The sequence below is a fragment of the Gordonia prachuapensis genome, assembly GCF_036350515.1.
GTDB lineage: Bacteria > Actinomycetota > Actinomycetes > Mycobacteriales > Mycobacteriaceae > Gordonia > Gordonia prachuapensis.
Genome location: NZ_JAZDUE010000005.1, coordinates 178,833 through 205,315, shown reverse-complemented (window position 1 = coordinate 205,315; position 26,483 = coordinate 178,833). Strand labels below are relative to the sequence as shown.

The window sequence follows — 26,483 nt, the reverse complement described above, 5'->3', positions numbered from 1 at the left end:
CCGTCCACAGCAGGGTGCGACGGTGGGCCGCCATCAGCGCCCGGGAGCCGCCCTCCGGTCGCTCTATGTAACACTAGGCTAACCTAACCAACCGCTCGTCGAGGGGCGCAGACGCAGGAGAGCACGATGATTCCGCCGACGCATGTCCTCCGCGACCGCTGGTCCACCGTCATCGCCGCGAACGGTGAGCGCGTGGCAGTGGACTCCGGGTCGGCGGCGTTGTCCTACACCGAGTTCGGTCGGCAGGTGGAGTCGCTGGGTGATCGACTCACAGACATCTCTGCGGGCCGTCCGGTGGCCGTGGTGCTTGACGGCTCGACCACCTCCGTGTCGGCGCTGCTCGCCGTCCTGATGTCCGGCCACCCCGCGGTGCCCATCGATGCCGCGTTGCCTCGCGATCGGATGATGACGATGGTCGAGGCGGTGTCGGCATGCCCGTTTCCCGGTCTCGACACGAGCATTCCGGCTGTCGATGCCGGATCGGACGGGTTTCCCACAGCGCCCGACTGCCTGATGATCGCTTTCACGTCGGGCACGACCGGACGGCCCAAGGCCGTGCTCCATCCGGTGGATCTCTGGCTCAACCAGATCGACGAGCTCGGTCACGAGCTGGGTCTGCGGCCGGGACACCGTGCCGCTCAGGCGCTTCCGGTCGGCTACGGCGGTGGCCTCGACATCACCCTCAGCACACTGTTCAACGGCGCCACGCTGTACCTCGTCGATCCCCGCCACGACGGGGTAACCGACACACTCCACCGGGTGGCCCGGTCCGCGCCTGATTCGCTGCATCTCACGCCGGCCCTGTTGCGGGCCATCTGCGCGCAGCCCGAGGCCGGTCCCGCCCTGCGCTCGATCGAGACGATCGCTACCTGCGGCGAGGCCGTCGATCCGGCCGATATCGCTGCGCTGCGGTCGCTCGCCCCATCCACGACCTACATCAACCGGTCCGGTTCGTCGGAGACGGGCAACCTCGCGTGCAACGTCTTCGCCCCCGCGCGTGTGGTGCCGTCCGGTCCGGTCATCGCGGGTCGCCCGGCACGCCACAAGGCGGTGCGGATCGTCGACGACAGCGGGGTCGCCCTGCCCGACGGCGAGATCGGACGCGTCGAGGTCACCTCCGGACACATCGCGCTGGGCTACTGGATCGATGGCCGGGTGCAGGCGTTCGGAGACGTCGGCGATGGGCGACGTCGACACGTCCTCGGTGACCGAGGTGTGCTCCGAGACGGCGAACTGCATCTCGTCGGCCGCTCCGACGACACGGTGAAGGTGCGGGGATACCGGGTCGACACTGCCGAGATCATCACCGCTGCAAGGGCTGTGGTCGGCATCACCGACGCCGCGGTGACCGTCCACCCGGATCGGGGCGCCGGTGAGATCGTCGCCTACCTCGCCGCCGGCGACGATCGACCCCCGTCGGTCGCCGACATCCGCAGGTCGCTGGCCGCGACGTTGCCGGCGTGGATGCAGCCGACACATCTCGTGGTGGTGCCCGCACTCCCCCGCACCCGAAACGGCAAGGTCGACCGCGCGGCCCTGCCCGAACCGGTTCAGCGCCCGGCGCGAGTCGCTCCGGCGAGTCGGACCGAGCGGCTGCTGGTGCCGATGTGCGAGGATCTGCTGTCGCTCGACGACATCGGCGTGACCGACGACTTCCTGGCACTCGGTGGAGACTCGCTGACCGCGGTCGAACTCGTCCGCCGCATCGACGACACGTTCGGCGTCCGGCTGTCCCCATCGGCCGTGTTCACAGGTGGCGACCTCCGGTCGCTGGCCGAGCAGATCGACGCGGTCACACCACCCGAGCACGTCGATGTCCTGGTGGAACTGTCACAACCTTCCGGTGCAGCACGGAATGTCCCGATCGTCTTCGCATTCGCCGGCGCCGGCGAGGCCGCACTCGCCCTGGCGCCGCTCGCGCGGCGCCTCCCCGCCCACCGGGTCGTCGGGCTGCAAGCCCATGCCCTGGAGACCCGCGGCGTGCCCGATTGGACACTGACGGCCGCTGCGCGGCGTTGCGTCCGCCACATCACGGCCATCGATCCCACCGGGCCGTATGTGTTCGTCGGCCACTCGATCGGCGGTGTGATCGCGATGGAGGCAGCACGGATTCTCACCGACTCCGGACGGCAGGTCGAGCACGTGGTCTGCCTCGACACCATTCTGAGCGGGCCGCTGAGGCGCAGGTCATCGGTGCAGTTCTCGACTTCGAACGTCTCGGCCGCCGGTTCCCGGAGCGGTGACGCACCTGTGCGATCCGATGTCGCTGTCTCCGAGCCGACTCCTCGGTTGTCGGTGTGGTCCACGCGTGCGGCGCTGCTGACCGCCGGGTGGCGGCCACGCCCGGCCGAAGAGCAATGGGCGCTGTTCCACGAGCTCGGGCGTCGTTCGGCGATGATGCATCGGCTTCGTCGATTCGATGGTCACCTGACCGCGATCCTCGCCGAGGACAACCCCGATCCGAGCGAGTGGTGGCGCGACGTCGCGCCGAACTGTGCCGCCGTGCATCGGGTCGGCGGCGACCACAACGGTATGTTGCGAGCTCCGCACGTCGACCGCACCGCCGAGCTGGTGCGTTCGGTCCTGGCCGACGTCGGCGCGCGACCCAGTGGACTCATCGCATGAGCTGGCCGACGTCGGCCGACACACCGCGGTTCGCGGTGTACATCCTGGCCCACGACAAGCCGTGGCTCTTCGCCGATCTCGTGCACTCGCTCCAGCACGAGCAGATCGACGTGTTCGTGCACATCGACGCCGGCGTCGACCAGCGGCCATTCGAGCGGGCGCTCCGGTCTGGCTCTGCTGCGCACTTCGTGCCGGCGTCGCGGCGGGTCCGAGTTCAATGGGGAGGCTTCAGCCAGCTCGACGCCACTTTCGCACTCCTCGATCTGGCGACGGCGAATGACAAACGGTATCACCGCCATTCGCTGTTCTCGGGTACCGATGTCCTCCTCCGTCCGATGTCGGATCTGATCGCGACATGGGCGGACGACCGCGAACTGATCCGAATCGACCGGCGGATCGGCGACGCTACCGACCCGATGGCAGCGAAGGTGTTGCGGCTGCATTTCCCGGATCACCCACAGCTTGATCGGCTACGACTCTCGGGCCGGATACCCCGGCGACTGAACACGACGGTCCCGCTCTACCAGGGGTCGCAGTGGTGGTCGCTCACCGATGGCGCGCTCGGCGCGGCACGAGCGGTGATCGCCGAGAACCCGAGATGGCTTCGACAGCATCGCCTCTCGCTGTGCCCGGACGAGTTCGTCCTTCACTCGGCGTTGATGAGTACGGCCTTCGGCGCGAAGGTGGAGCAGAACTACGCCGGCCTCTCCGGGGAGCCGGACCGGACGGTACACGGCCAGCACTTCATCGACTGGTCGGATCCCGAGGGGATTCGCCCTCCCGAACTCACCGCCCAGTCGCTGGCACAGGCACTGGCCGGCCCGGCGATGTTCGCGCGCAAGGCGGGCCCGGACTGGACCTGGCGGGCGGAACCCGCGTGTTGAGCCGGACACGCTTCGCCGGAAATCGGTTGGTGGTCAACGCGGGTGCGCTGATGATCTCCTCCCTGGCCACCGGATTGTTGGGTCTCGTGTACTGGGTGGTGGCCGGCCGCTGCTTCCCGGCCGCCGATGTCGGGCAGGCCTCGGCGGTTATCAGCACGGCGACCGCGCTGGCGTCGCTGTCGTGCCTGTCGCTGGGCGGCGCGTTCCAGCGCTTCCTGCCGATCGCCGGCGGGCGGTCGTCCGGATACGTCGTGGGTGGATACCTGGTCGTCGGTGCCGCAGCCGCAGCCCTCGGGTCGGGGTTCGTCCTCTTCGGGTTCGGTGACCGCATCCTGTTGTCGTCGACGGAGCGGGTCACGTTTCCGCTGGTCGTGGTCGTCTTCGCCATCTACGCGTTGACCGATCCGATCCTCACCGGCCTCCGGCAGGCACCGGCGGTGGCCGTCAAGAACGTCACCCTGTCGGTCGTGAAGATCGTCCCTCTGTTTCTCTTGGGCGGGACCGCCTCGGCGCTGTCGATCACAGGGTCCTGGACGATCTTGGCGGGGATTGTCACGGTCGTCTTCGTGATCCACGCGCTCCGACGCGCGGCCGGGCATCGTGGGGAGAGCAGCAGCGAGCTGCCCGCTCCCCGGGAGATGCTGGCCTTCCAGGGCGCGTTCTTCACCATGATGCTGGTCAGTTCGACGATTCCGTTGGTCTTGCCGCTCCTCGTCGTCAACCAACTCGGCACGACGGAGAACGCCTACTTCAATCTGGCATGGACGATGTGCACGGCGGCCGGGCTGCTACGCAGCGCGGTCGGCTCGGCGTTCGTCGTGGAGGCATCACAGCCGAACGCCCGGCGACCTGAGTTGCTGCGCAATCTCCGCCGCATGCTGATCGGGGTCACCTCGGTCACCGTCGCCGGAATCGCCCTCGGCGGGCCCTTCGTCCTGTTGATCGCGGGCCGCGAGTACTTCGAGTCGGCCGGATGGTTGATGGTCATCATGGCCGGGACCGCAGTCATCGAGACCATCGTCGTGACGTACTTCCTGATCGCGCAGCTACAACGCCGGATGCGGCTGATGCTGGTCACCCAGATCGTGATGGTGGCCCTCACGGTCGGCGGCACCGTGGCGCTCATCGGCCCACTCGGGCTCACCGGCGTGGGTGTGGCGTCGCTGCTCTCGTCGGGCGTCGCACTGATCATCGTGATCCGCCCGCTGGTCAACGGTGTCCGGGAAATGATGAGCGAGGCTCGCGAACCGACCGCTCAGGTGGTCGTCGGCTGATCGGCCGTGCGCCAGTTGGTCAGCTCTTCGCCGCCGACAGCGCGGCCTCGACGACCCGCCGACCGGTGAACCGAGCGGTCTGGATACCGGGGCGTCGCCGCAACGCTTGTGCGGCCGCCCCGGCGGTGACCAGGGTCGCCCGGGCGACCCCATCAGTCTCGGGCCACATGATCTTCCGCACCACATCGTCGGAGAGCGGCGGCATCCCGATGCGCGCGGCATACCGTGCCGCGACCCGGAGGTGGACCGAGCGCTGTACATCGACATGCCGTGAACTGACCTGATCGTCGTGCATGCGGTAGCGATAACCCACCATCGGCACATTGCCCAGTTCCCCGTACGCCGCGAGTCGGGTGAAGAACTCGTAGTCCTCCGCGTGCGGGAAGTCGGGGTCGAATCGCAGCCTCGCGGTCTCGACCACTGTGCGGCGCAACACAACCGAAGCTCCGCAGTGACAGCTCCCCAGCAATAACCGCTCCCGACAACCGCGGTCCGTGCGGGGCAACCGGACCCGGCCGGTGACAGCGCCGAACATCTCGTAGTCGGTGCCGCAGGCCACCGCGCCCGGCCGGTCCTCGAGCCACCGCACCTGCGCCGCGATCCGGCCCGGCACCGACAGATCGTCGGCGTCCATGCGCGCCAAATAGGTCCCTCGCGCCTCGCCCAAGCCGGTGTTGAGAGCGGCGACCAGCCCGGAGTTCGGCTGACTCACCACTCGGATCCGTTCGTCTTGGAGGGAGGTCAGTTCCGCGACGGACTCGTCGGTCGACCCGTCGTCGACCACGAGCAACTCGAGGTCGTCCACCGGCTCGGCGAGAATCGAGCGAGCGGCATCGGCGACGTAACCAGCCGCGTTGTACACCGGCATCAGCACGGTGACCTGCGGATTTCGTCTCGACGGCATAGCGCAGGTCCACCTCGCTCACGACGATCAGATACAGAACTTAGGATAGACTAAGTCGCTCTGATCGATGGCTACGGGTTGGCCCTACGGAACGGCCCTGCGCGGCGAACGTGCGTCAGTGACGCTGGTCTGGGCTGACCGGCGCCATGACCTCCGACTCGTCGTCGACGTGGTCATGCGGGGTCGCGGGATACTCCTCGTCACCGGTGTCGACTTCGATCGACTGTTCGAGGAAGTCGGCGTCGTCGGCCGACGGGATCGGATCGTTGACGGTCATCGCGCACCTCTTTCGAAACTCGCGTTGTTCCGTGCCAGACCAGCCTAGCAACAGTCGGCGTATCCCTCATCCGCCCTGTTCATCGCCAACGGAGGATCTCGGAATACAGTGCGGGCGCGTATTTCACGCCGACACCGAACACCACCTCGCGGTAGTGCCGCCCGCGGAACAGGACAGGGATGTCGCGCAGATCGATCGTCCGCCGTACCCGAGTGATCGCCTCGCGGGTCAGGGGCGACCGGCGGCCGGTGGCGTGCTGCTCGCGCATCGCGAGGTAAGCGATCGATGTCAGCACCTCTCGGTACCGGAATCCGGTGAATTCGAGTGACCACTGCGCGGTGAGCCCGGCGTCCGCGATCAACTCGCAGATCTCCGCCTCGACCGCGAAGAGGTCGAATGTCGCCGGCGACAGCGCGGTGGAGATGGAACCTTCTCGATAGAGGTAGTGATACAGCGGAGCATTGACCATGGCGACCTTGTCGGACGACAGCGCGACCCGGAGGCTGGTCGCGATGTCCTCATACGCCTGATCCTCGGCCCAGGGACGGTCCCCCAACACATTCCGCCGGAAGAGCTTGGTGCACGCGTACCCCTTGGCACGGCCCGTGACGAGTTCGCGGGCGTACTCGACCCCAGTGACTATCGGCCCCGGGATGGGCGCCTCGTCGACCTGCAACAGACGACCTTCCGGGTCGACCCGTCGGGTTCGTGTCACCGCGAACTCGGCTCCGGCAGCCTCGAGCGCATCGTGCAGTACTTCCACGAACTCCGCTTCCACCCAGTCGTCGCTGTCGAGGAACCACACGAGATCTGTGGTCAGCGCCGCCAGTCCCGAGTTGCGGGCGCGGCCGAGACCTCCGTTACGGGGTTGGGTGACCAGCGTGAACTCACGCCCGTGTTCGGTCAGCACCGCAGTCGCCACGGCAACCGATTCGTCGCCGCCGCAGTCGTCGACCAGCACGATTTGATCCACCGGGTGCGTCTGCGCGACAACGGATTCGAGACATACTCGAACGAAGGGAACGCACCGATACACAGGGATGACCACCCCTACCGTCGGCATAGAACCCTCACTCGTCCGTCGAACCACGACGGATATTGAGGATAGCCTAACTTCACATACGGGACACAAGAGGCCCTGTTGTGTGCACGAATGCGCAGCTTTCTCCCAGACGCTCAGGTAGCAGCAGCCTGGGCGTGTGGGAGGAACGTGCGCTTTCTCCCACGGGAACCGGCCGGTCGGGGCCGGTCAGGAACGCAGCAACCGCCACTTCTGGATCATCTCGTCGACATCGACGGTATGGGCTGTGACGAGGCTCGGCATTCCGGCCCGTGAACTCAGATGCGCCTCCCGGACACGGTGATTGAAGTCGGTCAGGATCTCCCTCACCGCGTCCTCGTCGGCGATTCGCCGCAACGACTCCGGAAATCCCTGCGCCTCCTTGCGCAACTGCAGCGGCATCGGCAGCAACGCGGACGAATCCAGGTTCTCGTCACGGATCTTTCGTTTGACCCACCAGTCCGGGTCGTCGGCGTCTGTGAGATCGAGCGGCTCGCCCATCCCGGGCAGATTGTCGAACTCGCCGCGTTCGGTGGCCTCCCGGATCATCTTCTCCACACGCGATTCGTAGCGCGGGGGCTGCCATCGCCGGATCCGCCGGAATCGACCGTCGCCCGGCGGGGTCTGCGCCGGGCCGTCGTCCCCTGAACGATCCATGACTCGGTTCTACACCGTCGACTGAACCGGCGCGGTCCGGGCAGGGATCGGCCCGCCTGCCCTTCTGGGCAGCCGACACGGCCCGAACAGGCACCCATCGAGGCCTTCCGCGGACCTCCGCCGACAGGGATCGTGAATGTCACCCATCGTGGATGTCACATCGAGGGAGGTCAGCGCATGCGCGGCCACGACACCGACCGCACCGTCGATAGCGCTCGCGGCAAGGTCACACAGTCTGAGCGTCTTCATCCGCCCGCGGTGAGCGCCGCTCTGTCGAGCCGATGGGAGGCCACCGCGCCCGCCGACCTCGTCGAGTTGCAGCGCCTGGCCGGCAACTCGGCGACAGCCGGCCTGATCGCCGGTCCACGTTCACCGGTCCACGACGTGGTGGCCTCGGCCGGCGCCCCTCTACCCGGCGACGTGCGCGCCGACATGGAAAGTCGATTCGGCCACGACTTCGGCGATGTCCGTGTCCACGACGACGCGGCAGCCCACGACTCCGCGGCAGCGGTGAACGCGCAGGCCTACACGGTCGGATCGAACATCGTATTCCAAAGGGGCAGCTATGATCCCGGCAGCCACCGTGGCCAGCACATGATCGCGCACGAGCTCACCCATGTCGTGCAACAGCGTAGTGGTCCGGTCGACGGTACCGACGCCGGCGGCGGCATCCGGATCAGCGACCCGTCCGACCGATTCGAACGCGAGGCGGTGGCCAACGCCGACCGCATCATGGCGGTTCCCGGCGTGCAACGTGCCACCGGAGGGCCCCGCGACGATCACACCGGAGTGGCGAAGGGCTGACATGCGGGACCGGGAGGCGCAGGCGGCGGCCACGTCGAAGGACGTGGCGGCGCATCCCGCACGCGTGCATCCGAACGGTTTCGTCGCGCTTCAACGCGCCGCCGGCAACAACGCCGTCGACGCGCTTCTCCTGGGGCGGTTCCGCGCGCCGGGAAGCCGGCGGATCCAGGACGCCCTCCACGAGATGCACGCCGACGAACCTGCACTCGACACCGTCGAGCAGGGACTGAAGGCCGCACAGGCCGTCGGGGTGCCGGTCGAACTGGAGGGCCCCAAGCCGCCGTCTTCGGCGCTCGCGGTGACCACCACCGGGTTCGGGCCGTCGGCGGTCGCGCCGAAGAAGTCGGTGCCGCCCCCGAAACCGGTCCCGGCGAAGAGCCCCCTCGGCACCGCCGCAGCCGCGCGAACCGCGCAGAAGCCGCGCAGCTCCACCGGTCCGCGGGGTACCGGAGTGATTCGGGACGCTCCCGCAGCGCGGGGGGCCACGACGCTCGGTCCCGACCAACTCGCCCGGCCGCCAGTCCCGCCGACGCGCATCGCACCAGAACGGGACTCGGCCTTCCGCGCAGTCGCCACCGGTGTCGGTGCGGTCGCTGCGGCGAAGCGGTCGCACCCACCAGCGGCCGCCAAAGCGAAGGAGGCCCAGGACGCCGCCGTCGCGCCGGCCGACGATGTGGCCGGACAGGCCAAGGCGGCCAAGGTGGATTCGATGGACGCCCAGCAGGCGGGGGCGTTCGACAAGAAGGCGTTCATCGCGGCGGTGAAGGAAGCGATCGAAGCAAAATCTCCGAAGACGTTGAGCGAGGCCGACAAGTTCGCGGAATCGGGGAAGGCGGGCGAGGCCAAGAGCGACATCAAGGGGCTCGTGTCACAGGGAAAACAGGGGCAGGCGAAGGACATCACCGCGGCCACCGCCGCACCGCCGGATTCCTCGGTCGCCGTGCCGAAGCCGGTCACCCCGATGGAACCGGAACGCCAGGACGCAGCGCCGCTGATCCCGTCGGGCGGTGCGGCGCCGAAGCCCGCCCCACCCGAGCAGCTCAACCTCGAAGCAGGCAAACGCCAGACCGATCAGGAACTGTCCGATGCCGAGGTCGACGAGCGCCAGCTCGCCGAATCCAACGAACCGCAGTTCCAGCAGGCTCTCGTCGACAAGAAGGAGGCGGCCGCACACGCCGATACCGCCCCATCGGCGTTTCGTGCGCACGAAGCCGATGTGATCGCGGCGTCGAAGGCGAACGCCGCCGGCCAGACCAAAGCCGGCATTCTCGGAATGCAGGGAACGAAGGCCGCATCCCTGGCCGGTCTCGTCGCGGCGAAGGCAAAGACGAAGTCGAAAGACGAGACCGAGCGCGCCGCTGTGACGGCGCGCGTCCAGGCGATCTTCACCGCGACCGAGAATGACGTCAAGAAGCTGCTCGACGGTATCGATCCCAAGGTCGAGAAGGCGTTCGACGAGGGCGAGGCGACGGCGCGACGACGCTTCGAGACATTCGTCGCGGCAAAGATGTCGGCGTACAAGAAGGACCGGTACAGCGGATGGCTCGGCGGATTACGTTGGGCCAAGGACAAACTCGTCGGGATGCCGGACAAGGTCAATCGATTCTACGAAGCCGGCCGCGAGCTGTACCTCAAGCAGATGGATGTCGTCATCTCCGGGGTCGCCGACATCGTGGGCAACGACCTGGGGGCCGCCAAGAAGCGGATCGCCGCCGGCAAGGCGCAGATCGCCTCCTACGTCAGGAGTCTGCCGTCGAACCTGCGGAAAGTTGGGGCCGCCGCGACCGCCGAGATCAACGACAGGTTCGAACGACTCGAAGACGACGTGAACGCGAAGAAGGATGCTGTGGTCGACACGTTGGCCACGAAGTACGTCGAAGCGCGCAGTGGTCTCGACGAACGCATCGAAGAACTGCAGGCGGAGAACAAAGGGCTGGTGGACAAGGCCATCGGCGCCATCAAGGCGGTAATCAACACAATTCGCAAGCTGGCGTCGATGCTGATGAACACACTGGCGCGGGTCGCCCACGTCGTCGGGGACATCATCAAACACCCGGTCCGGTTCCTGGGCAATCTGATCGACGGGGTGAAGGGCGGCATCCTGCGATTCAAGGAGAACATCCTCGACCATCTGCGCAAGGGACTCATGAACTGGCTGTTCGGTGCCCTCGCCGAGGGCGGCGTCGAACTCCCAGATTCTTTCGACCTCAAGGGGATCGTCAAGCTTCTGGCGTCGATCTTTGGACTGACATGGCGCAACATCCGTACCCGTCTGGTGAAGCAGATCGGCGAGCCCGCCATGGGGGCCGTCGAGAAGGGCGTCGACGTCTTCCGCACCATTGCCACCGCCGGCGTCGCCGGTCTGTGGCAGCTGTTGGTGGACAAGCTCGGTGACATCAAGGAGATGATCCTCGAGCACGTCAAGGATTTCGTCGTCACCCGCGTGATCACCGCGGGGATCACCTGGCTGATCGGGCTGCTGAATCCGGCGGCCGCATTCATCAAGGCCTGCAAGCTGATCTACGACATCGTGATGTTCTTCGTGAACAACGCCGAGCGGATCCTGGCGTTCGTGAACACCGTGATCGACTCGGCGGCGGACATCGTCCGCGGCAACGTCAGCGGGGTCGTCGCGAAGATCGAGGATGCCCTGGGGCAGATGGTGCCTGTCCTGATCGGATTCCTCGCGAGCGTGATCGGCCTCGGAGGTATCGGCCAGAAGATTCGTAGCATCATCGACCGCCTCCGCAAACCCGTCACCAAGGCGCTCGACGCCGTGATCGCCGGCGGCCTCAAACTGGCCCGACCGATCATCGCCGGACTCAAGGGAATCGGCGGCAAGGTGAAGGGGAAGGTGGCGGCGGGTCGGGAGTGGGTGAAGGGAAAGTTCACGAGCGGTAAGAAGTGGGTGAAGGACAAAGTCGAAGCTCTCACCGAGAGATATCAAGCATCTTTTGTGGTGCGTCGTCCGCAGGGCGTCACGGAGAAGCACACGGTAACCACGACCGTTGGTAGAGATGGGCGCGTTCAGACCGTGGTTGCGAGCGATCCGACCCCCATCGACCGCCTCGTCGAATTCTATCGAAGCAGATCGGATCGATTGCCGGACAAGGCGCGACGGGCAGCCACGCGAGCAATAGCCGGGATCGAAAGGTGGACAGCACACTTGTCGGCACCGAACCCGTCCGTATCGCGTGAGCGGGCAACGAATGAGGTCCGGTACAACTTGAGGGATCTACTGGAAGTCCACGCAAAGTACGGACAGCCTGAACGCCGTCGCATGGCGGAGGAGCCGCGCGCAGGACAACAGATGACGGTGCGAATCACGGTGCTCGTACCGCCGGGAGGCCTCCCGCTCGAGAAGGATGGTGCCTCGCATAGGGGTGCGGGGACGACGTGGCAACCGAGGGGCAAGCGCAAAGACTATGAGCTGTTCGACCGCGACGAGGCCTTGCCCACAGAATCCAGCACCAAACCACGCGGTGGCGTCTATGCGGCCGCCGCCGGACGGACCAATACGACTGACATCGTTCAACAGCGCGAGATCGTGACCCACGGATGGGCGGGAGGCGGGAGGGGATACTTCGAGAACGCCACCGGGCATACCGAGTCACAGTTCATGCTCTTTCTCAAGAGGCAAGGCGACGCCTTCCTTGCTCGCATCTGCGCGATCGAGATCAAGAGTCACTACAGCGCATGCGGGGACTGCACCCACACGCTCATGACATTGCGCCACATGCTGGACGAGCATCGAGCCCCAAGAAATCCAAGCGACCCCGAAGGCCCGAAGATCCAGCCAGCGCTTCTGACTTTCGCCTTTGACGAGCCATTCCAGCCCGCTGAAGACGTCAATCTACCCAATCGCCAAGTCCTGCAGACCAGACAGCACCACCTGGACGAACTGCGCAAAGGCCATGCCTGGTTTGTCAACGGACCGGCACTCAGGGCGCCTCAGGACTAGCGCCCCGGGACGGGATTGCGCTAGACCGTGAACCCCAACGCCCTCAACTGCTCGCGGCCGTCGTCGGTGATCTTGTCCGGGCCCCACGGCGGCATCCAGACCCAGTTGATCTCCAGGTCGGTGCACAATCCACTGTTGACCAGGGCGCCACGGGACTGGTCCTCGATGACGTCGGTCAGCGGACATGCCGCCGAGGTGAGCGTCATGTCGATCTTGGCGACCGCGTCGTCGGTGACCTCGATGCCGTAGACCAGGCCGAGGTCGACGACGTTGATGCCGAGTTCTGGGTCGACGACGTCGCGCATCGCCTCTTCAACATCTTCGAGTTGAGGCAGCGACGTGTTCGGCGCCTCCGGGGTGGTCGTTTCCTCGCTCATGCTGACTCCTTTGCGTCGACCGTCTGAGACAACGCGTCCTTGAAGGCCATCCATCCCAGCAGAGCACATTTCACCCGTGCCGGGTACTTGCTGACTCCGGCGAAGGCGATGCCGTCGCCGATCATGTCCTCGTCACCCTCATCCGCCCCGCGCGAGGTCATCATCGTGTTGAACGACTCCACCGTCGCCAGGGCGTGATCGACCGGCTCGCCGACGAGTTGGTCGTAGAGCACCGAGGTGGCGGCCTGAGAGATCGAACAACCCTGACCGTCGTAAGAGATGTCGTCGACGGTGGTCCCGTCGGCCGAAACCGAGACCCGCAACGTGACCTCGTCACCGCAGGTCGGGTTGACGTGATGTACCTCGGCGCCGAACGGCTCCCGCAGTCCACGGCCGTGCGGGTGCTTGTAATGATCCAGGATCACTTCCTGGTACATCTGCTCCATCCGCATCAGCGCACCCCGAAGAAGCTCTGCGCCTTCACGATGGCGTCGGCGAGCACATCGATCTCGGCGAGCGTGTTGTAGGCCGCAAACGAGGCGCGCGCGCTCGCCGCCACGCCGAACCGGCGGTGCAGGGGCCACGCACAGTGGTGGCCGACGCGGATCGCCACGCCCTCGTCGTCGAGGATCTGTCCGAGATCGTGCGCGTGCACACCCTCGGTCAGGAATGCGACCGCTCCCCCGCGATGGTCGGCGTCCGCCGGCCCGACGATGCGCAGACCCTCGATCTCCCCGAGGCGTTGCAATGCATACTCGGTGAGACGATGTTCATGTGCCGCAATGGCATCCATGCCGATCGTGTTGAGATAGTCCACGGCCGCACCGAGCCCGACGACCTGCGAGGTCATCGGCACCCCGGCCTCGAAGCGTTGTGGTGCCGGCGCATAGGTCGACGACTCCATCGTCACCATCTCGATCATCGATCCGCCGGTGACGAAGGGCGGCAGCGACTCGAGGAGCTCCGGCTTGCCATAGAGCACACCGACACCCGACGGGCCGAACATCTTGTGGCCGGAGAAGGCGGCGAAGTCCACGTCCAACGCGGAGAAGTCCACCGGTGCATGCGGCACCGACTGGCACGCATCGAGCACCACACGCGCTCCGACGGCGCGTGCGCGGCGCACGAGTTCGTCGACGTCGGCAACCGCACCGGTCACATTGGACTGGTGAGTGAACGAGACGATCTTGACGGTCTCGTCGAGTTCCAGCGAATCCAGATCGATCCGGCCGTCATCGGTCACCCCATACCACTTCAAGGTGGCACCGGTACGACGGCACAACTCTTGCCAGGGAACGAGGTTGGCGTGGTGTTCGAGCTCGGTGATCACCACGGTGTCCCCGGGACCCAGTGTGTGTCCACCGAGCACCGCGGCCGAGCGGTCGTCGCCGAGTGTGTAGGCGACGAGATTGATCGCCTCGGTCGCGTTCTTGGTGAACACGATGGTGTCCGGGGTGACACCGACGAAGCCCGCGATGGTGGCGCGGGCCGCCTCGTAGGCGTCCGTGGCCTCCTCCGCGAGCTGATGCGCCCCACGGTGGACAGCCGCGTTGTGGGTCGTGAGGAACTCACGTTCGGCGTCGAGAACCTGAACGGGGCGTTGCGATGTCGCACCCGAGTCCAGGTAGACCAGCGGCTTTCCGTCCCGCACGGTGCGCGACAGAATGGGAAAATCTGCGCGCAGACGGTCGACGTCGACAGGTTGCGACACCACACCGGTTGAGAGCGTCACGACAACACCTCCTTGACCGATATCAGCCTGCGGCGGCCGCCGAGGTGAACCGGACGTAACCGTTCTCTTCGAGTTCATCGGCGAGTTCGGGTCCGCCGGACTCGACGACCCGCCCGTTGACGAACACATGCACGTAATCGGGCTTGATGTAGCGCAGGATTCGCGTGTAGTGGGTGATGAGCAGGACACCGCCGTGCTCTTCTTCCTTGTATCGGTTCACGCCGTCACTCACGACCCGCAGGGCGTCGACGTCGAGGCCGGAGTCGGTCTCGTCGAGGATGGCGATCTTGGGCTTCAGCAGATCGAGCTGCAGAATCTCGTGGCGCTTCTTCTCGCCACCGGAGAAACCCTCGTTGACGCTGCGCTCGGAGAACGACGGATCGATGTCGAGCGCGGTCATGGCCTCCTTGGTCTCCTTGACCCAGTGGCGAAGCTTCGGCGCCTCACCCCGCACGGCGGTGGCGGCAGTGCGCAGGAAGTTCGACATGGAGACGCCCGGTACCTCGACGGGATACTGCATCGCGAGGAACAGCCCGGCGCGAGCGCGCTCGTCGACGCTCATCGCGAGAACGTCTTCGCCGTCGAGCGTGATCGAGCCCTGCGTCACCTCGTACTTGGGGTGACCGGCGATCGCATAGGACAGCGTCGACTTCCCGGAGCCGTTGGGGCCCATGATGGCGTGGGTCTCGTCGGAAGACACCGTGAGGTCGACACCCTTGAGGATGTGGATGGGCTCGGCGTCGGTGTCGGTCTGCGCGACGTCGACGTGGAGGTCGCGGATTTCCAGTGTGGTCATGTGGTGTGTTTCTTTCTAGGGCTGGTGATCTCGATACGTCCTCGGCTAGCGCCTCGGACTACTCGATCAGCGGGTGATGTCTCGGTGTACTCGATCAGCGGGTATGGCGTCGGCCGGTTTCGCATCGCTGTCACCGGGATATGTCAGGCGCCGGCGAGTTCGAGTTCTTCCTCGATGGCGGCCTCCAGTCGTTCGCGCAGGTCCGGCACGCCGATCTTGGCGATGACCTCGCCGAAGAATCCGCGGATCACCAGGCGTCGCGCCTGATCCTCCGGGATGCCGCGGGCCTGCAGGTAGAACAGATGCTCGTCGTCGAAACGGCCGGTGGCGCTCGCGTGTCCGGCGCCGACGATCTCCCCGGTCTCGATCTCGAGGTTCGGCACCGAGTCGGCGCGGGCGTTGTCGGTGAGCACCAGGTTGCGGTTGAGCTCGAAGGTGTCCGTGCCTTCCGCTTCCGCCCGGATCAGGACGTCACCGATCCACACGGTGTGGGCTTCGCGGGTGCGATCGCCGGTCGTATCACCTTGCAGCGCACCCTTGTACACCACATTCGAGCGGCAGTGCGGCTGGCTGTGGTCGACGAGTAGACGCTGCTCGAGGTGCTGGCCGGCGTCGGCGAAGTACAGACCCCACAACTCGACGTCGCCGCCCGGTCCGTCGTAATGAACCACCGGGGACAGTCGAACGAGGTTGCCGCCGAGGCTGATCGCGAAATGCCGGATGGTCGAGTCGCGACCCGCACGCACATGATGGGCGGCGACATGCACGGCGTCGTCCTCCCAGTCGTGCACGTTCACCACGGTCAGCGACGCCTGGTCGCCGACGACGAACTCGACGTTCTCGGCGTAGGTGCCGCTGCCCTTCTGGTCGAGCACCACGACTGCGCGCGCGAACGGTTCGAGCCGGATCTGGATGTGACCGAAGGCCACCTCGTCGACGCCCGGCCCGGTGACGGTCAGCGTGATCGGGTCGGTGTGATCGACCTCCTTGCCGACGGTGACCACGGTCGCCTGCGTGAACGACGTGTACGCCTGGGCCGCGACGCGGTCGAACGGCACACCGCCGTCACCGAGACGCGAGTCGTCGCGGCTGACCGTCTCGACGCTCACGCCGTCCCCGGCGCCCTCGACACTGACGTCGGCCTCGGCAGTGCGGGTGGCCTTGCCGTCGTGCAGTCCGCGCAGGCGCCGGAACGGGGTGAACCGCCAGACCTCTTCTCGCGGGCTCGGGATCTCGAACGCGTCGACGTCGAACGAGGTGAACATCTCACCCTTGTTGACGGCCGTCGTGGTCAGTCCGGGGGTGCCGGCAGTGCTGTTCGTTGCCGGGCTGCCGGTCGTCGGAATAGTCGGATCGGCCATCAGCCGACGGCTCCTTCCATCTGCAGTTCGATGAGTCGGTTGAGTTCGAGGGCGTACTCCATCGGGAGTTCCTTGGCGATCGGCTCGACGAATCCGCGCACCACCATCGCCATCGCCTCGTCCTCGGTGAGGCCACGGCTCATCAGGTAGAAGAGCTGATCGTCGCTCACCTTGGACACGGTCGCCTCGTGCCCCATGGTCACGTCGTCCTCACGGATGTCGACGTACGGGTAGGTGTCGCTGCGGGAGATCGTGTCGACCAGCAGCGCATCGCATTTCACCGTGGACCGACTGCCGTGGGCACCGTTGTTGACCTTGATGAGGCCGCGGTACGAGGCTCGCCCGCCGCCGCGCGCAACGGACTTGGAGACGATGTTGCTCGACGTGTTGGGCGCCAGGTGCACCATCTTGGAACCGGTGTCCTGATGCTGCCCCTCGCCGGCGAACGCCACCGAGAGCACCTCGCCCTTGGCGTGCTCACCGGTCAGCCAGACGGCCGGGTACTTCATGGTGACCTTGGAACCGATGTTGCCGTCGATCCACTCCATGGTGGCGCCGGCCTCGGCCTTGGCGCGCTTGGTGACCAGGTTGTAGACGTTGTTCGACCAGTTCTGGATCGTGGTGTAGCGGCAGCGGCCGCCCTTCTTCACGATGATCTCGACGACCGCCGAGTGCAGCGAGTCGGTCTTGTAGATCGGCGCGGTGCATCCCTCGACGTAGTGCACGTAGGCACCCTCGTCGACGATGATGAGGGTCCGCTCGAACTGGCCCATGTTCTCGGTGTTGATCCGGAAGTAGGCCTGCAGCGGGATGTCGACGTGGACACCCGGCGGCACGTAGATGAACGAGCCGCCCGACCACACCGCGGTGTTCAGCGCGGAGAACTTGTTGTCCCCGGCCGGGATGACCGAGCCGAAGTACTCCTGGAAGATCTCCGGATGCTCCTTGAGCCCGGTGTCGGTGTCCATGAAGATGACGCCCTGCTCCTCCAGGTCCTCGCGGATCTGGTGGTAGACCACCTCGGACTCGTACTGGGCGGCCACACCGGCGACCAGACGCTGCTTCTCGGCCTCCGGGATGCCCAGCTTGTCGTAGGTGTTCTTGATGTCCTCGGGCAGGTCGTCCCAGCTGGCCGCCTGCTTCTCGGTGGATCGCACGAAGTACTTGATGTTGTCGAAGTCGATCCCGTCGAGGTCGCCACCCCAGTGCGGCATCGGCTTGCGATCGAAGATGCGCAGGGCCTTCAGTCGCTGCTCGAGCATCCACTCCGGCTCGTTCTTCTTGCCGGAGATGTCGGCGACCACGGCATCGGACAGACCGCGCTGCGCGCTGGCGCCGGCGACGTCCGAATCGGCCCAGCCGTAGCCGTAGTTGCCGAGCGACGCGATGGTCTCCTCTTGGGTCAGCGGAGCAGGCTTCGTCGGCGTTCCGGTATCGGTTGCGGTCGGGTCGGTCACTGTCATCGCGAGGCCTTTCGACTCGTCTTCTTCGTGGCGGCGGATGCGGGCTGTGCATCGCCGGTGATCGTCAGGGTGAGTCCCGACGGACTCTGTGTCCCGCTCGGCGGCGGGTGGAGCGGCACGTGGGTGGTGCAGGCGCAGTCGCCGTTGGCGATCGTCGCCAGACGCTGTACATGCGTACCGAGCAGCTCCGTGAACACCGCCGTCTCGGCCTCACAGAGTTCCGGGAACTCCGCGGCGACGTGGGCGACCGGGCAGTGATGCTGACAGATCTGCATCCCGGTGCCCACCTCGCGGGTGTTGGCCGAGAAGCCTGCACTGGTCAGGGCGTCGGCGATCTCGTTGACCGTGTCGGCGACCGAAGCGGGGTCCTGAGCGGGTGTGACGTCGGCGACGATCTCCTCGACGCGGTCGCGGGCGAACTCCTCGACCGCGGCCTCACCGCCGACCGCGCGAAGCTTGCGCATCGCGGCGCCGGCGAGATCATCGTAGGCGTGTCGCATCTTGCCCCGCCCGGTGGCGGTGAGCTGGAACCACTTGGCCGGACGGCCGCGACCACGCTGACCGCGACGTCCGAACCCCGACGACGAGGTCTCGACGTCGCCGATCTCGGCCAGCGCGTCCAGATGCCGTCGCACACCCGCGGCACTGATCCCGAGCCGGTCGGCGATCTCGGTCGCGGTGAGCGGACCGTCTTCTACCAGTAGCGAAACCACGGCGGCACGGGTCTGCCCGTCGTGATGACCGGCAGCGGCTACTCCCCCATCCGAGGGGCCGGCATGCGCGCCTGATGGCAGCGCTGTATCGCTCCTCATGGTTTTCACAACACAAGTGTGACGTAATTGATTCCGGCATGCCAGCAAGGGTCCCCTTAGTGTGGCCGGGTCGACGCGCGCGCATGGCGGCTCCACGGGCAGTTCCCGGCCGATTAGAGTCGTGGCGTGCCAGACACCACAGTGACGGGTGGTCGGGCCCGCTCGCTGAACTCCCGCCTGCGAGATATGGCGGAGTATCTCGGCCTGCGCCGGGCCGGCCCGCAACGCGACAACGACGACGTCGAGATCGACGACACCGAACGCCGCGGCGACTACGGCCGAGCCGTTGCTCGCCTACACGACGACGAGCGTGAGGTCGGCCCGCTCAACGACGCCGAGAACCGGCGGCTGTTCCGTATCAAGCTGTTCGGCGCCACCGGGTCGGTGCTCCTGCTGATCGGCTCGCTCGGCACCGGCGCGATCCCGGTGCTGCAGAACCCGGTCGCGGGAATGCGGGTGCTGTCGCTGCCCTCGCGGATGTGGAGCACTGCGCTCACGCTGTCGATCGGCGGCACGATCATGCTCGTCGTCGCGTGGCTGTTGATCGGGCGATTCGCCGTCGGACGCTTCGGCGTCGAGGTGCTGCACGGACGCAGCCCCGAGCGGCGGATGACCCGACGGCAGGCCGACCGCACCCTGATGTTGTGGATCGCGCCGATCATCGTCGCCCCGCCGCTGCTGTCCAAGGACATCTACTCGTATCTGGCGCAGAGTGCGATCGCCTTCCGGGGGATGGACCCGTATGTGATCAGTCCCGTCCGTGGGCTCGGCGTGGACCATGTGCTGACCCGCTCGGTTCCGAATCTGTGGCGCGACACCCCGGCCCCCTACGGCCCGCTGTTCCTGTGGCTGGGCAAGGGCATCACCGCGATCACCGGGGAGAACATCACCGCGGCGATCTTCCTGCACCGCCTGCTCGCCCTGGTGGGCATCGCATTGATCGTGTGGGCGCTGCCGCGACTGGCCCGCCGGTGCGGGGTGTCCTCGGTGGCGGCGCTGTGGCTCGGCGCGATGAACCCGCTGGTGATCCTGCACCTCGTCGGCGGCATCCACAACGAGGCCCTGATGCTGGGCATGATGCTCGTCGGCCTCGAGCTCAGTTTTCGGGCCATCTACGGCGAGCATCGATTACGTAGGCCCGGATCGTTCTGGCCGTCGTCGTCCGGCTGGATTCTGATCGCCGGTGCGGCGGTGATCTCCGCGTCGGCGATGGTGAAGGTGACGTCGATGCTGGCGCTGGGCTTCGTCGGGATAGCGCTCGCCCAACGGTGGGGCGCCACCCTGCCGGCCCTCCGACACGCGCCGATCCGCCAATGGTGGGATCGGTCGCGCCGATCCATGGCCGCGTTGGCGGCCGCTGCCGCCTCTCTGGCCGGGGTGCTCGGGGTGGTCATGGTCGGCATCTGTGTCGGCACCGGACTCGGCTTCGGCTGGACCAGCACGCTGTCCACCGGCGATGTGGTCCGATCCTGGATGTCGATGCCCACGCTGCTCTCAGTGACGACCGGCCGGATCGGTGTCACCCTCGGACTCGGCGACCAGACCCAGGCCATACTGGAAGTCGGTCGGCCGCTCGGTCAGTTGATCGCCGCCGCATTCATCATCCGCTGGATGCTGGCCTGCCTCGCCGGTCGACTGCATCCCCTCGGCGCACTCGGTGTGTCAATGGCCACAGTCGTGGTGTTCTTTCCGTTCGTCCAGGCCTGGTACCTGCTGTGGGCCGTCATCCCACTCGCCGCGTGGGCGACGCGCCCGTGGTTCCGCATCACGACCATCGCGGTATCCGCCATCATCGCCATCGTGGTGATGCCGACCAGCTCGAACACCAGCGGAGTGGTTCTCGCCCAAGGCCTTCTGGCCGGTGTGATCATGGTCGCGGTGATGACCGCGCTGTTCTTCGAGGATCTACCGATCCAACGCTGGTGGCGAGCGAAACGAGGACGGCAACCCAGCCGCGACGATGCGCACGCAGGCTGAGCGCACCGTCCTTCAGGCGCTGCCGCAATTTTTGGCGCGCGGCCCCCGCCGCATAGTCTGGCCAGTGTGCACGGCACGACGACGCGGGAGCGGTACCACGGCGATGATCGACGAGATGATCATCGGCCGACCGACGGACGCGCCGTGACCGACGGAGTCGCCACCACGCCGGCATTGCAGGTCTCGGGCCTGGTCAAGCGCTATGGCGGACGCACGGCCGTGGACGGCCTCGACCTCGGCCTCGCCGCCGACTCGATCCTCGCGCTGCTCGGTCCCAACGGCGCCGGCAAGACGACCACCGTCGAGATCTGCGAGGGTTTCCTCACCCCGGACGCCGGCTCGGTCCGGGTGCTCGGACTGGACCCGATCGCCGACAACGACGCCCTCCGCCGACGCGTCGGTGTGATGCTGCAGGGCGGCGGTGCGTACCCCGGTGCGCGCGCCGAGGAAATGCTCCGGCTGTGCGCTGCTTACAGCGCCGATCCCATCGACCCGCGGTGGTTACTCGATGTCCTGGGGCTGGCCGAGTCCGCGCGCACCCCGTTCCGCCGCCTGTCCGGGGGGCAGCAGCAGCGGCTCTCGTTGGCCTGTGCCATCGTCGGTCGCCCGGAACTGGTGTTCCTCGACGAACCGACCGCGGGCCTGGACGCCCATGCGCGCATCCTCGTGTGGGAGCTGATCGACCGGCTGCGCAGCGACGGGGTGTCGGTGTTGCTGACCACCCATCTGATGGACGAGGCCGAGGAGTTGGCCGACAACGTCGTGATCATCGACAACGGCCGTGTGGTGGCGTCGGGGACTCCGGCCGATCTCACCAGCCGCGGCGCCGAGAACGAGCTCCGCTTCTCCGCTCCCCGCGGACTCGACATGTCGCTGTTGCTGCTCGCGCTTCCCGAGGACTATCTCTGCACGGAAACCGCACCCGGCAGCTACCTGGTCCGGGGGCCGGTCACACCGCAGGTGCTGGCCACCGTGACCGCCTGGTGCGCCAAGATCGACGTGCTCGCCACCGACCTGCGGGTGGAGACACGCAGCCTCTCCGACGTCTTCCTGGATCTCACCGGGCGGGCACTGCGCTCATGACCGCACCCGTCAACCGGTTCGCACCCGGCACATTCGCCCCCCGCCCGCGCGCGGCGTCCCTGCCGGCGATCCTTCTCGCGCAGTCCCGGATGGAACTGACGCTGTTGCTGCGCAATGGTGAGCAGCTCCTGCTCACCATGTTCATCCCGATCACCCTGCTCGTCGGCCTGTGCCTGCTCCCGACCGACACCGACCTCGGCGCGTCCAACGCCGAACGGGCCACCACCTTCGTCCCGGCGATCATGACGGTCGCGGTGATGTCGACCGCGTTCACCGGTCAAGCGATCGCGCTGGGTTTCGACCGCCGGTACGGGGCGCTCAAGCGGTTGGGTGCGACACCGATCCCCCGCTGGGGGATCATCGCGGGCAAATCGATCGCCGTCGTTCTCGTCGTCGCCCTGCAGGCACTGATCCTCGGTGGCATCGGCCTCGCGTTCGGGTGGCGTCCGTCCGCGCTGGGCATCGTTCTCGGGGCGGTCGTCATCGCGATCGGTACGGTCACGTTCTCCGCGCTCGGGCTGTTGCTCGGAGGCACGCTCAAGGCCGAGGTGGTCCTCGCGCTGGGCAACCTGTTGTGGTTTGCCCTCGTGGGTGTCGGCAGTCTCGTGGTCATGGCCGAACGCGTCCCCGACGCAGTGCTGTGGATCGCCCGGTGCCTGCCCTCCGGCGCCCTGACCGAGGCGTTGGGGCGGGCGACGGAGGGGTCGGTCGACCTCTTCGGCATAGGTGTGTTGCTGGCATGGGCGGCCGTCGCCGCCGTGCTCGCAGTGAGGTGGTTCAAGTTCGAATGACAACGTCCAAGACGCGGCCGACGCCGCCGGACGCAGACAGGCCGGCCGACCGATCGGGCCGGTTCTCCCGCGTGCCCGGATTCGGGACGCCGTCCGCCCGCTTCGTCTGGCTCTGGAGTATCGCGCTGCTGGTCGCCAACGTCGGCATCGTCGCCACGGGCGGAGCCGTACGGCTCACCGGGTCCGGCCTCGGCTGTCCCACCTGGCCGCGCTGCACCGACGACTCGTTTGTCCCGCACGGTGAGCTCGGTTTGCACGGGGCGATCGAGTTCGGCAACCGACTGCTCACGTTCGTCCTCATCGTCGTCGCCATCGCGACATTCGTCGCCGTGGTGCGATATGCCTCGGCGACCCGACGCGATCGCTGGCTCACCGCGCTCATCGCCCTCGGCATTCCCTTCCAGGGCGTGATCGGCGGGATCACCGTGCTCACCCAGCTCAATCCCTGGGTGGTCTCGCTGCACTTCGTGCTGTCGATGATCCTGGTGTCGGCGGCGACGGTCCTCGTCTATCGGCTTCGTCCGCATCCCCGCGCAATGCCGCCGGCGGACACCGCCTCGAGGCTCGGCCGACGCCTGGCATGGCTGCAGTACGCGGTGACGTGGGCAGTCGTGTATCTCGGCACCGTCGTGACCGGTTCGGGCCCGCACGCCGGGGACGCCGACGCTCCCCGGAACGGACTGGCCCCCGACAACGCCACGCAACTCCACACCGACGGTGTGTTCCTGCTCGTCGGCCTGGCCATTGCGATCGCGGTGGTCACCCATCTGCTGCGGATGCCGGAGAAACGGACCGCCGACATCATCCTGGGCATCATCGCCGTGCAGGGCCTCATCGGCATCGTCCAGTACAACACCGGCCTGCCGATCGCCCTGGTGATCGCGCACATGACGATCAGTGCGGTGATGATCATCGCGGTGACCTGGATGGTGGTCGAGTTCGGCAACCGCGCGCACTCGGTCGACGACGACGCCGACGCAGAGGTGTCGGCGACTGCGGGTTCCCTACGGACCGAACGCGGGCCGCGAGGTCGGTGAACCGCCCCGCCGAGCGGAACGGCGGGCGGGACCTACAGGATCGAACGGTTGCGGGGCTTCGGGAACCGCTTCTGCTTGGCGACCCAACCGGCCATCTTCCGGTAGTGCGCCGGCGAGACGTTCGCGGCCGACGTGAGGTCACGATCCCACTCCGCGGTCTCCAGACCCTCGACCGCTTCGACGACCGCCTCGGCCACCGCGTTGTCGGCGACCACCTGGTCGCCGAGGATGCCGCCGGTCTCCCCGACGAGCGTGATGCGCACGCCGGCATCGCCGATCGGCTGCAGCACTGCCTTCGCCGAACCGCCCTCCCGGGCGATGAAGCTGGTGATGGCGGCGACCACACCACTGGGCACCTCTACTGCCGGCGCGGGAGTGTCGACGGATTCTGGTGTGGTCTGCTCGCTCATGGTGCACGAGCATACCGGTGGCGCGACAAGCCGGTTCGAACCGCTCCCGCGGCCGACGGTGACGGTTTTACCCGGCGCTGCATGCGGTAGAACAGTGCCATGCGCGCAATCCAGGTGGTTCGGCACGGCGGACCCGACGTCCTCGACTACGGCACCGTCGACGACCCGATTCCCGCCCCCGGCGAGGTCATCGTCCGGACGTCGGCGATCGGGGTGAACTTCATCGACACGTATCTGCGCCGCGGCCTCTATCCCTCGGTGCCGCCCTACATTCCGGGCGCCGAGGGCGCCGGCGAGGTCGTCACGGTTGGGGCCGATGTCGACAGCGTGCAGGTCGGACAGCGGGTGTGCTGGGTGGACGTTCCCGGAAGTTACGCGGAGCTGGTCGCGGTCCCGGCCGCGCGTGCGATCCCGGTTCCCGACGGTGTCGACGACGATGTCGCGGGGTCGGCCATGCTGCGAGGACTCACCGCGCACTATCTCCTCGACGGGAGTGCTCACCCGGTCGCCGGGGACACCGTGCTCATCCACGCCGGGGCCGGCGGTGTCGGGCTGATCCTGACCCAGCTCGCGAAGCGTCGCGGGCTGCAGGTGATCACCACCGTGTCCAACGACGAGAAGGCCGGGTTGTCGGAGTCCGCGGGTGCTGACCATGTGCTGCGGTACAGCGACACGCTGGCCGAAGAGGTGCGCTCCCTCACCGACGGGCGCGGCGTCGCCGTCGCCTACGACGGTGTCGGTGCCGACACTTTCGAGCAGTCGCTCGCGTCAACCGCGGTCCGCGGCACGATCGTGCTGTTCGGCGCGTCGTCGGGACCTGTGCCGCCGTTCGACCTGCAGCGGCTCAACCCGGCCGGATCGCTGTCGGTGACACGGCCCACGCTCGGCCACTTCATCGCCGAGCCGGACGAACTGCGGTGGCGGGCCGCGGAGTTCCTCGGTGCGATCACGGATGGCGCCATCGATGTGCGGGTGGGCCAGCATTTCCGTCTCGCCGACGCCGCCGAGGCGCACATCGCCCTGGAATCCCGCGCAACCACGGGCGCCACGGTGCTCGACCCGTCATGACCCATTCGCCCAACGCTGAGCGAGAAGCGGGACCGAGGTGAATCAGAAGTAGCTGGTGACCAGTGGCAGATTGACCACGGCGTCGATGGCCAGGCCGCAGAACAGAATCGCCAGATACTCGTTGGACTGCAGGAAGATCTTCAGCGGCGCGACCTCGGCGCCCGCGCGGGTCTCCTTGTAGAGCTTCTGCACGCGGCTGGCGAACCAGCCGCCCGAGGCCAGCGCGACCGCCGCGTAGATCCAGCTGGTGCCCGCGATCAGGATGAGGGAACTGACGACGGTTGCCCACGTGTAGTAGACCATCTGCCGCGTCACGCGTTCCTCGGTCGCGATCACGGGCAGCATGGGGACGCCGGCCGCCCGGTAGTCCTCCTTGTAGCGCATGGCCAGCGCCCAGGTGTGCGGCGGTGTCCAGAAGAAGATGACGAGGAACAACACGATCGGCTGCCAGCCGATGGTCCCGGTCACCGCGGCCCACCCGACCAGGGTCGGCATGCATCCGGCAGCACCACCCCACACCACGTTCTGCCACGTGCGGCGCTTCAGGATCATCGTGTAGACGCCGACGTAGAACGCGATCGTCGCCGTGACCAGCAGCGCGCTGAGTAGGTTCGCCGCCGTCCAGAGGACCGCGAACGAACCGATCCACAACAGGATGCCGAAGATCAGCGCGCTCCGGGTCGAGACGGCGTGACGTGCCAGCGGTCGGCGCGCGGTGCGCTTCATCTTCTGGTCGATGTCGGCGTCGGCGACCATGTTGAGGGTGTTCGCACTGCCGGCGCCCAGCCAGCCACCGAGCAGGGTCGCCGCGATGAGGGCGATGTCGACGTGCCCGCGGTCGGCCTGCAGCATGACCGGGATCGTCGCGACCAGGAGCAATTCGATCACGCGGGGTTTGGTCAGCGCGACATATGCGAGCACCGTGGCCTTCGACCGCGACAGTAGCGAGTCTCCGCTGGTCGTCGTCATCGTCTCGGTCGAGCCATGGGTACCGCGGGATGCGGCGGACAGATCTCCGCTCACACGTTCCCCACTTCTCACGGCCTCTCCTCGTCTGCCCGGGCTCTGTCGGAACGGCAGATCGAAGACGACGGCGTCGAACACGACGGCGCAGAACACGACAACGCAGA

24 protein-coding genes are annotated in these 26,483 nt (G+C 66.9%); 10 read left to right on the top strand and 14 right to left on the bottom strand.

Annotated elements, in window-relative coordinates:
• The first annotated feature begins 126 nt into the window (after positions 1–126).
• The 3 genes from V1Y59_RS08005 to V1Y59_RS07995 are packed head-to-tail and all read left to right on the top strand — an operon-like array spanning position 127 to position 4,783.
• A complete protein-coding gene (locus V1Y59_RS08005; protein WP_330504277.1) occupies positions 127–2,625 on the top strand; it encodes an AMP-binding protein in 2,499 nt (832 codons plus the stop codon).
• A complete protein-coding gene (locus tag V1Y59_RS08000) occupies positions 2,622–3,509 on the top strand; it encodes a beta-1,6-N-acetylglucosaminyltransferase (RefSeq protein WP_330504276.1) in 888 nt (295 codons plus the stop codon). Before V1Y59_RS08005 ends, V1Y59_RS08000 begins: the two co-directional genes overlap by 4 nt.
• Complete coding sequence (locus V1Y59_RS07995; protein ID WP_330504275.1) at positions 3,503–4,783, top strand: lipopolysaccharide biosynthesis protein; 1,281 nt, start codon at positions 3,503–3,505, stop codon at positions 4,781–4,783. Before V1Y59_RS08000 ends, V1Y59_RS07995 begins: the two co-directional genes overlap by 7 nt.
• A 19-nt stretch (positions 4,784–4,802) precedes the next feature.
• On the opposite strand, the gene V1Y59_RS07990 is transcribed toward V1Y59_RS07995, so the two are convergent.
• The 4 genes from V1Y59_RS07990 to V1Y59_RS07975 all read right to left on the bottom strand — a co-directional run bounded on the left by V1Y59_RS07990 (position 4,803) and on the right by V1Y59_RS07975 (position 7,681).
• Positions 4,803–5,687: a glycosyltransferase family 2 protein gene (locus V1Y59_RS07990; protein WP_330504273.1), complete on the bottom strand. Its 885-nt coding sequence runs from the start codon at positions 5,685–5,687 to the stop codon at positions 4,803–4,805.
• A gap of 115 nt (positions 5,688–5,802) precedes the next feature.
• A complete protein-coding gene (locus tag V1Y59_RS07985) occupies positions 5,803–5,964 on the bottom strand; it encodes a hypothetical protein (RefSeq protein WP_330504272.1) in 162 nt (53 codons plus the stop codon).
• 79 nt (positions 5,965–6,043) lie between these two features.
• On the bottom strand, positions 6,044–7,096 hold the full coding sequence (locus tag V1Y59_RS07980; protein WP_488803373.1) for a glycosyltransferase family 2 protein: 1,053 nt from the start codon (positions 7,094–7,096) through the stop codon (positions 6,044–6,046).
• A 117-nt stretch (positions 7,097–7,213) separates the two neighbouring features.
• Positions 7,214–7,681 carry a DnaJ family domain-containing protein gene (locus V1Y59_RS07975; protein ID WP_330504269.1) on the bottom strand — a complete coding sequence of 156 codons (468 nt, stop codon included), beginning with the start codon at positions 7,679–7,681 and terminating at the stop codon, positions 7,214–7,216.
• A gap of 177 nt (positions 7,682–7,858) precedes the next feature.
• Here V1Y59_RS07975 and V1Y59_RS07970 point away from each other — a divergent pair, with 177 nt between their 5' ends.
• Positions 7,859–8,485 (top strand): eCIS core domain-containing protein, encoded by a 627-nt coding sequence (locus V1Y59_RS07970; protein WP_330504268.1) that lies wholly within the window; start codon positions 7,859–7,861, stop codon positions 8,483–8,485.
• A gap of 90 nt (positions 8,486–8,575) precedes the next feature.
• Here V1Y59_RS07970 and V1Y59_RS07965 read toward each other — a convergent pair whose 3' ends face one another.
• On the bottom strand, positions 8,576–8,917 hold the full coding sequence (locus V1Y59_RS07965) for a hypothetical protein (RefSeq protein ID WP_330504267.1): 342 nt from the start codon (positions 8,915–8,917) through the stop codon (positions 8,576–8,578).
• Positions 8,918–9,194: 277 nt separating this feature from the next.
• On the opposite strand from V1Y59_RS07965, the gene V1Y59_RS07960 reads away from it, so the two are divergent.
• Positions 9,195–12,446 carry a phage tail protein gene (locus tag V1Y59_RS07960; protein ID WP_330504266.1) on the top strand — a complete coding sequence of 1,084 codons (3,252 nt, stop codon included), beginning with the start codon at positions 9,195–9,197 and terminating at the stop codon, positions 12,444–12,446.
• Positions 12,447–12,466: 20 nt separating this feature from the next.
• Here the strand turns inward: V1Y59_RS07960 and V1Y59_RS07955 are convergent, their stop codons facing one another.
• The 7 genes from V1Y59_RS07955 to V1Y59_RS07925 form a co-directional block, all read right to left on the bottom strand.
• A complete protein-coding gene (locus V1Y59_RS07955) occupies positions 12,467–12,823 on the bottom strand; it encodes a metal-sulfur cluster assembly factor (RefSeq protein ID WP_330432055.1) in 357 nt (118 codons plus the stop codon).
• Positions 12,820–13,275, bottom strand: coding sequence for a Fe-S cluster assembly sulfur transfer protein SufU (gene sufU / locus V1Y59_RS07950; RefSeq protein ID WP_330504265.1), 456 nt, complete (start codon positions 13,273–13,275; stop codon positions 12,820–12,822). Before sufU ends, V1Y59_RS07955 begins: the two co-directional genes overlap by 4 nt.
• Positions 13,275–14,555, bottom strand: coding sequence for a cysteine desulfurase (locus V1Y59_RS07945; RefSeq protein ID WP_330504264.1), 1,281 nt, complete (start codon positions 14,553–14,555; stop codon positions 13,275–13,277). The genes sufU and V1Y59_RS07945 overlap by 1 nt, the downstream gene beginning before the upstream one ends.
• A 22-nt stretch (positions 14,556–14,577) precedes the next feature.
• Positions 14,578–15,351: a Fe-S cluster assembly ATPase SufC gene (gene sufC / locus V1Y59_RS07940; protein WP_330504263.1), complete on the bottom strand. Its 774-nt coding sequence runs from the start codon at positions 15,349–15,351 to the stop codon at positions 14,578–14,580.
• A 143-nt stretch (positions 15,352–15,494) separates the two neighbouring features.
• A complete protein-coding gene (gene sufD / locus V1Y59_RS07935; protein WP_330504262.1) occupies positions 15,495–16,712 on the bottom strand; it encodes a Fe-S cluster assembly protein SufD in 1,218 nt (405 codons plus the stop codon).
• Positions 16,712–18,175 carry a Fe-S cluster assembly protein SufB gene (sufB, locus tag V1Y59_RS07930; protein ID WP_330504261.1) on the bottom strand — a complete coding sequence of 488 codons (1,464 nt, stop codon included), beginning with the start codon at positions 18,173–18,175 and terminating at the stop codon, positions 16,712–16,714. Before sufB ends, sufD begins: the two co-directional genes overlap by 1 nt.
• Complete coding sequence (locus tag V1Y59_RS07925) at positions 18,172–18,987, bottom strand: helix-turn-helix transcriptional regulator (RefSeq protein WP_330432061.1); 816 nt, start codon at positions 18,985–18,987, stop codon at positions 18,172–18,174. Before V1Y59_RS07925 ends, sufB begins: the two co-directional genes overlap by 4 nt.
• 186 nt (positions 18,988–19,173) lie before the next feature.
• On the opposite strand from V1Y59_RS07925, the gene mptB reads away from it, so the two are divergent.
• The 4 genes from mptB (at position 19,174) to V1Y59_RS07905 (ending at position 23,875) form a co-directional block, all read left to right on the top strand.
• Complete coding sequence (gene mptB / locus V1Y59_RS07920; RefSeq protein WP_330504351.1) at positions 19,174–20,964, top strand: polyprenol phosphomannose-dependent alpha 1,6 mannosyltransferase MptB; 1,791 nt, start codon at positions 19,174–19,176, stop codon at positions 20,962–20,964.
• A gap of 144 nt (positions 20,965–21,108) precedes the next feature.
• Complete coding sequence (locus tag V1Y59_RS07915; RefSeq protein ID WP_330504260.1) at positions 21,109–22,047, top strand: ABC transporter ATP-binding protein; 939 nt, start codon at positions 21,109–21,111, stop codon at positions 22,045–22,047.
• Entirely contained in the window at positions 22,044–22,838 is a 795-nt protein-coding gene (locus V1Y59_RS07910) for an ABC transporter permease (protein ID WP_330504259.1), read from the top strand. The genes V1Y59_RS07915 and V1Y59_RS07910 overlap by 4 nt, the downstream gene beginning before the upstream one ends.
• On the top strand, positions 22,835–23,875 hold the full coding sequence (locus tag V1Y59_RS07905; protein ID WP_330504258.1) for a COX15/CtaA family protein: 1,041 nt from the start codon (positions 22,835–22,837) through the stop codon (positions 23,873–23,875). Before V1Y59_RS07910 ends, V1Y59_RS07905 begins: the two co-directional genes overlap by 4 nt.
• 32 nt (positions 23,876–23,907) lie before the next feature.
• Here V1Y59_RS07905 and V1Y59_RS07900 read toward each other — a convergent pair whose 3' ends face one another.
• On the bottom strand, positions 23,908–24,285 hold the full coding sequence (locus V1Y59_RS07900; protein WP_330504257.1) for a hypothetical protein: 378 nt from the start codon (positions 24,283–24,285) through the stop codon (positions 23,908–23,910).
• Positions 24,286–24,384: 99 nt separating this feature from the next.
• On the opposite strand from V1Y59_RS07900, the gene V1Y59_RS07895 reads away from it, so the two are divergent.
• Positions 24,385–25,353: a quinone oxidoreductase family protein gene (locus V1Y59_RS07895; RefSeq protein WP_330504256.1), complete on the top strand. Its 969-nt coding sequence runs from the start codon at positions 24,385–24,387 to the stop codon at positions 25,351–25,353.
• Positions 25,354–25,395: 42 nt separating this feature from the next.
• Here the strand turns inward: V1Y59_RS07895 and V1Y59_RS07890 are convergent, their stop codons facing one another.
• Positions 25,396–26,322, bottom strand: a complete 927-nt coding sequence (locus tag V1Y59_RS07890) for a heme o synthase (protein WP_431309130.1) — start codon at positions 26,320–26,322, stop codon at positions 25,396–25,398.
• Positions 26,323–26,483: the final 161 nt, after the last annotated feature.

Excerpts from the sequence above, each read along its gene's own strand:
- V1Y59_RS08005 (WP_330504277.1), top strand. The coding sequence starts at position 127 with ATGATTCCGCCGACGCATGTCCTCCGCGACCGCTGGTCCACCGTCATC.
- V1Y59_RS08000 (WP_330504276.1), top strand. The coding sequence starts at position 2,622 with ATGAGCTGGCCGACGTCGGCCGACACACCGCGGTTCGCGGTGTACATC.
- V1Y59_RS07990 (WP_330504273.1), bottom strand. The coding sequence starts at position 5,687 with ATGCCGTCGAGACGAAATCCGCAGGTCACCGTGCTGATGCCGGTGTAC.
- V1Y59_RS07985 (WP_330504272.1), bottom strand. The coding sequence starts at position 5,964 with ATGACCGTCAACGATCCGATCCCGTCGGCCGACGACGCCGACTTCCTC.
- V1Y59_RS07975 (WP_330504269.1), bottom strand. The coding sequence starts at position 7,681 with ATGGATCGTTCAGGGGACGACGGCCCGGCGCAGACCCCGCCGGGCGAC.
- V1Y59_RS07970 (WP_330504268.1), top strand. The coding sequence starts at position 7,859 with ATGCGCGGCCACGACACCGACCGCACCGTCGATAGCGCTCGCGGCAAG.
- V1Y59_RS07960 (WP_330504266.1), top strand. The coding sequence starts at position 9,195 with ATGGACGCCCAGCAGGCGGGGGCGTTCGACAAGAAGGCGTTCATCGCG.
- V1Y59_RS07955 (WP_330432055.1), bottom strand. The coding sequence starts at position 12,823 with ATGAGCGAGGAAACGACCACCCCGGAGGCGCCGAACACGTCGCTGCCT.
- sufU (WP_330504265.1), bottom strand. The coding sequence starts at position 13,275 with ATGCGGATGGAGCAGATGTACCAGGAAGTGATCCTGGATCATTACAAG.
- sufC (WP_330504263.1), bottom strand. The coding sequence starts at position 15,351 with ATGACCACACTGGAAATCCGCGACCTCCACGTCGACGTCGCGCAGACC.
- sufD (WP_330504262.1), bottom strand. The coding sequence starts at position 16,712 with ATGGCCGATCCGACTATTCCGACGACCGGCAGCCCGGCAACGAACAGC.
- sufB (WP_330504261.1), bottom strand. The coding sequence starts at position 18,175 with ATGACAGTGACCGACCCGACCGCAACCGATACCGGAACGCCGACGAAG.
- V1Y59_RS07925 (WP_330432061.1), bottom strand. The coding sequence starts at position 18,987 with ATGAGGAGCGATACAGCGCTGCCATCAGGCGCGCATGCCGGCCCCTCG.
- mptB (WP_330504351.1), top strand. The coding sequence starts at position 19,174 with ATGGCGGAGTATCTCGGCCTGCGCCGGGCCGGCCCGCAACGCGACAAC.
- V1Y59_RS07910 (WP_330504259.1), top strand. The coding sequence starts at position 22,044 with ATGACCGCACCCGTCAACCGGTTCGCACCCGGCACATTCGCCCCCCGC.
- V1Y59_RS07905 (WP_330504258.1), top strand. The coding sequence starts at position 22,835 with ATGACAACGTCCAAGACGCGGCCGACGCCGCCGGACGCAGACAGGCCG.
- V1Y59_RS07900 (WP_330504257.1), bottom strand. The coding sequence starts at position 24,285 with ATGAGCGAGCAGACCACACCAGAATCCGTCGACACTCCCGCGCCGGCA.
- V1Y59_RS07895 (WP_330504256.1), top strand. The coding sequence starts at position 24,385 with ATGCGCGCAATCCAGGTGGTTCGGCACGGCGGACCCGACGTCCTCGAC.
- V1Y59_RS07890 (WP_431309130.1), bottom strand. The coding sequence starts at position 26,322 with ATGACGACGACCAGCGGAGACTCGCTACTGTCGCGGTCGAAGGCCACG.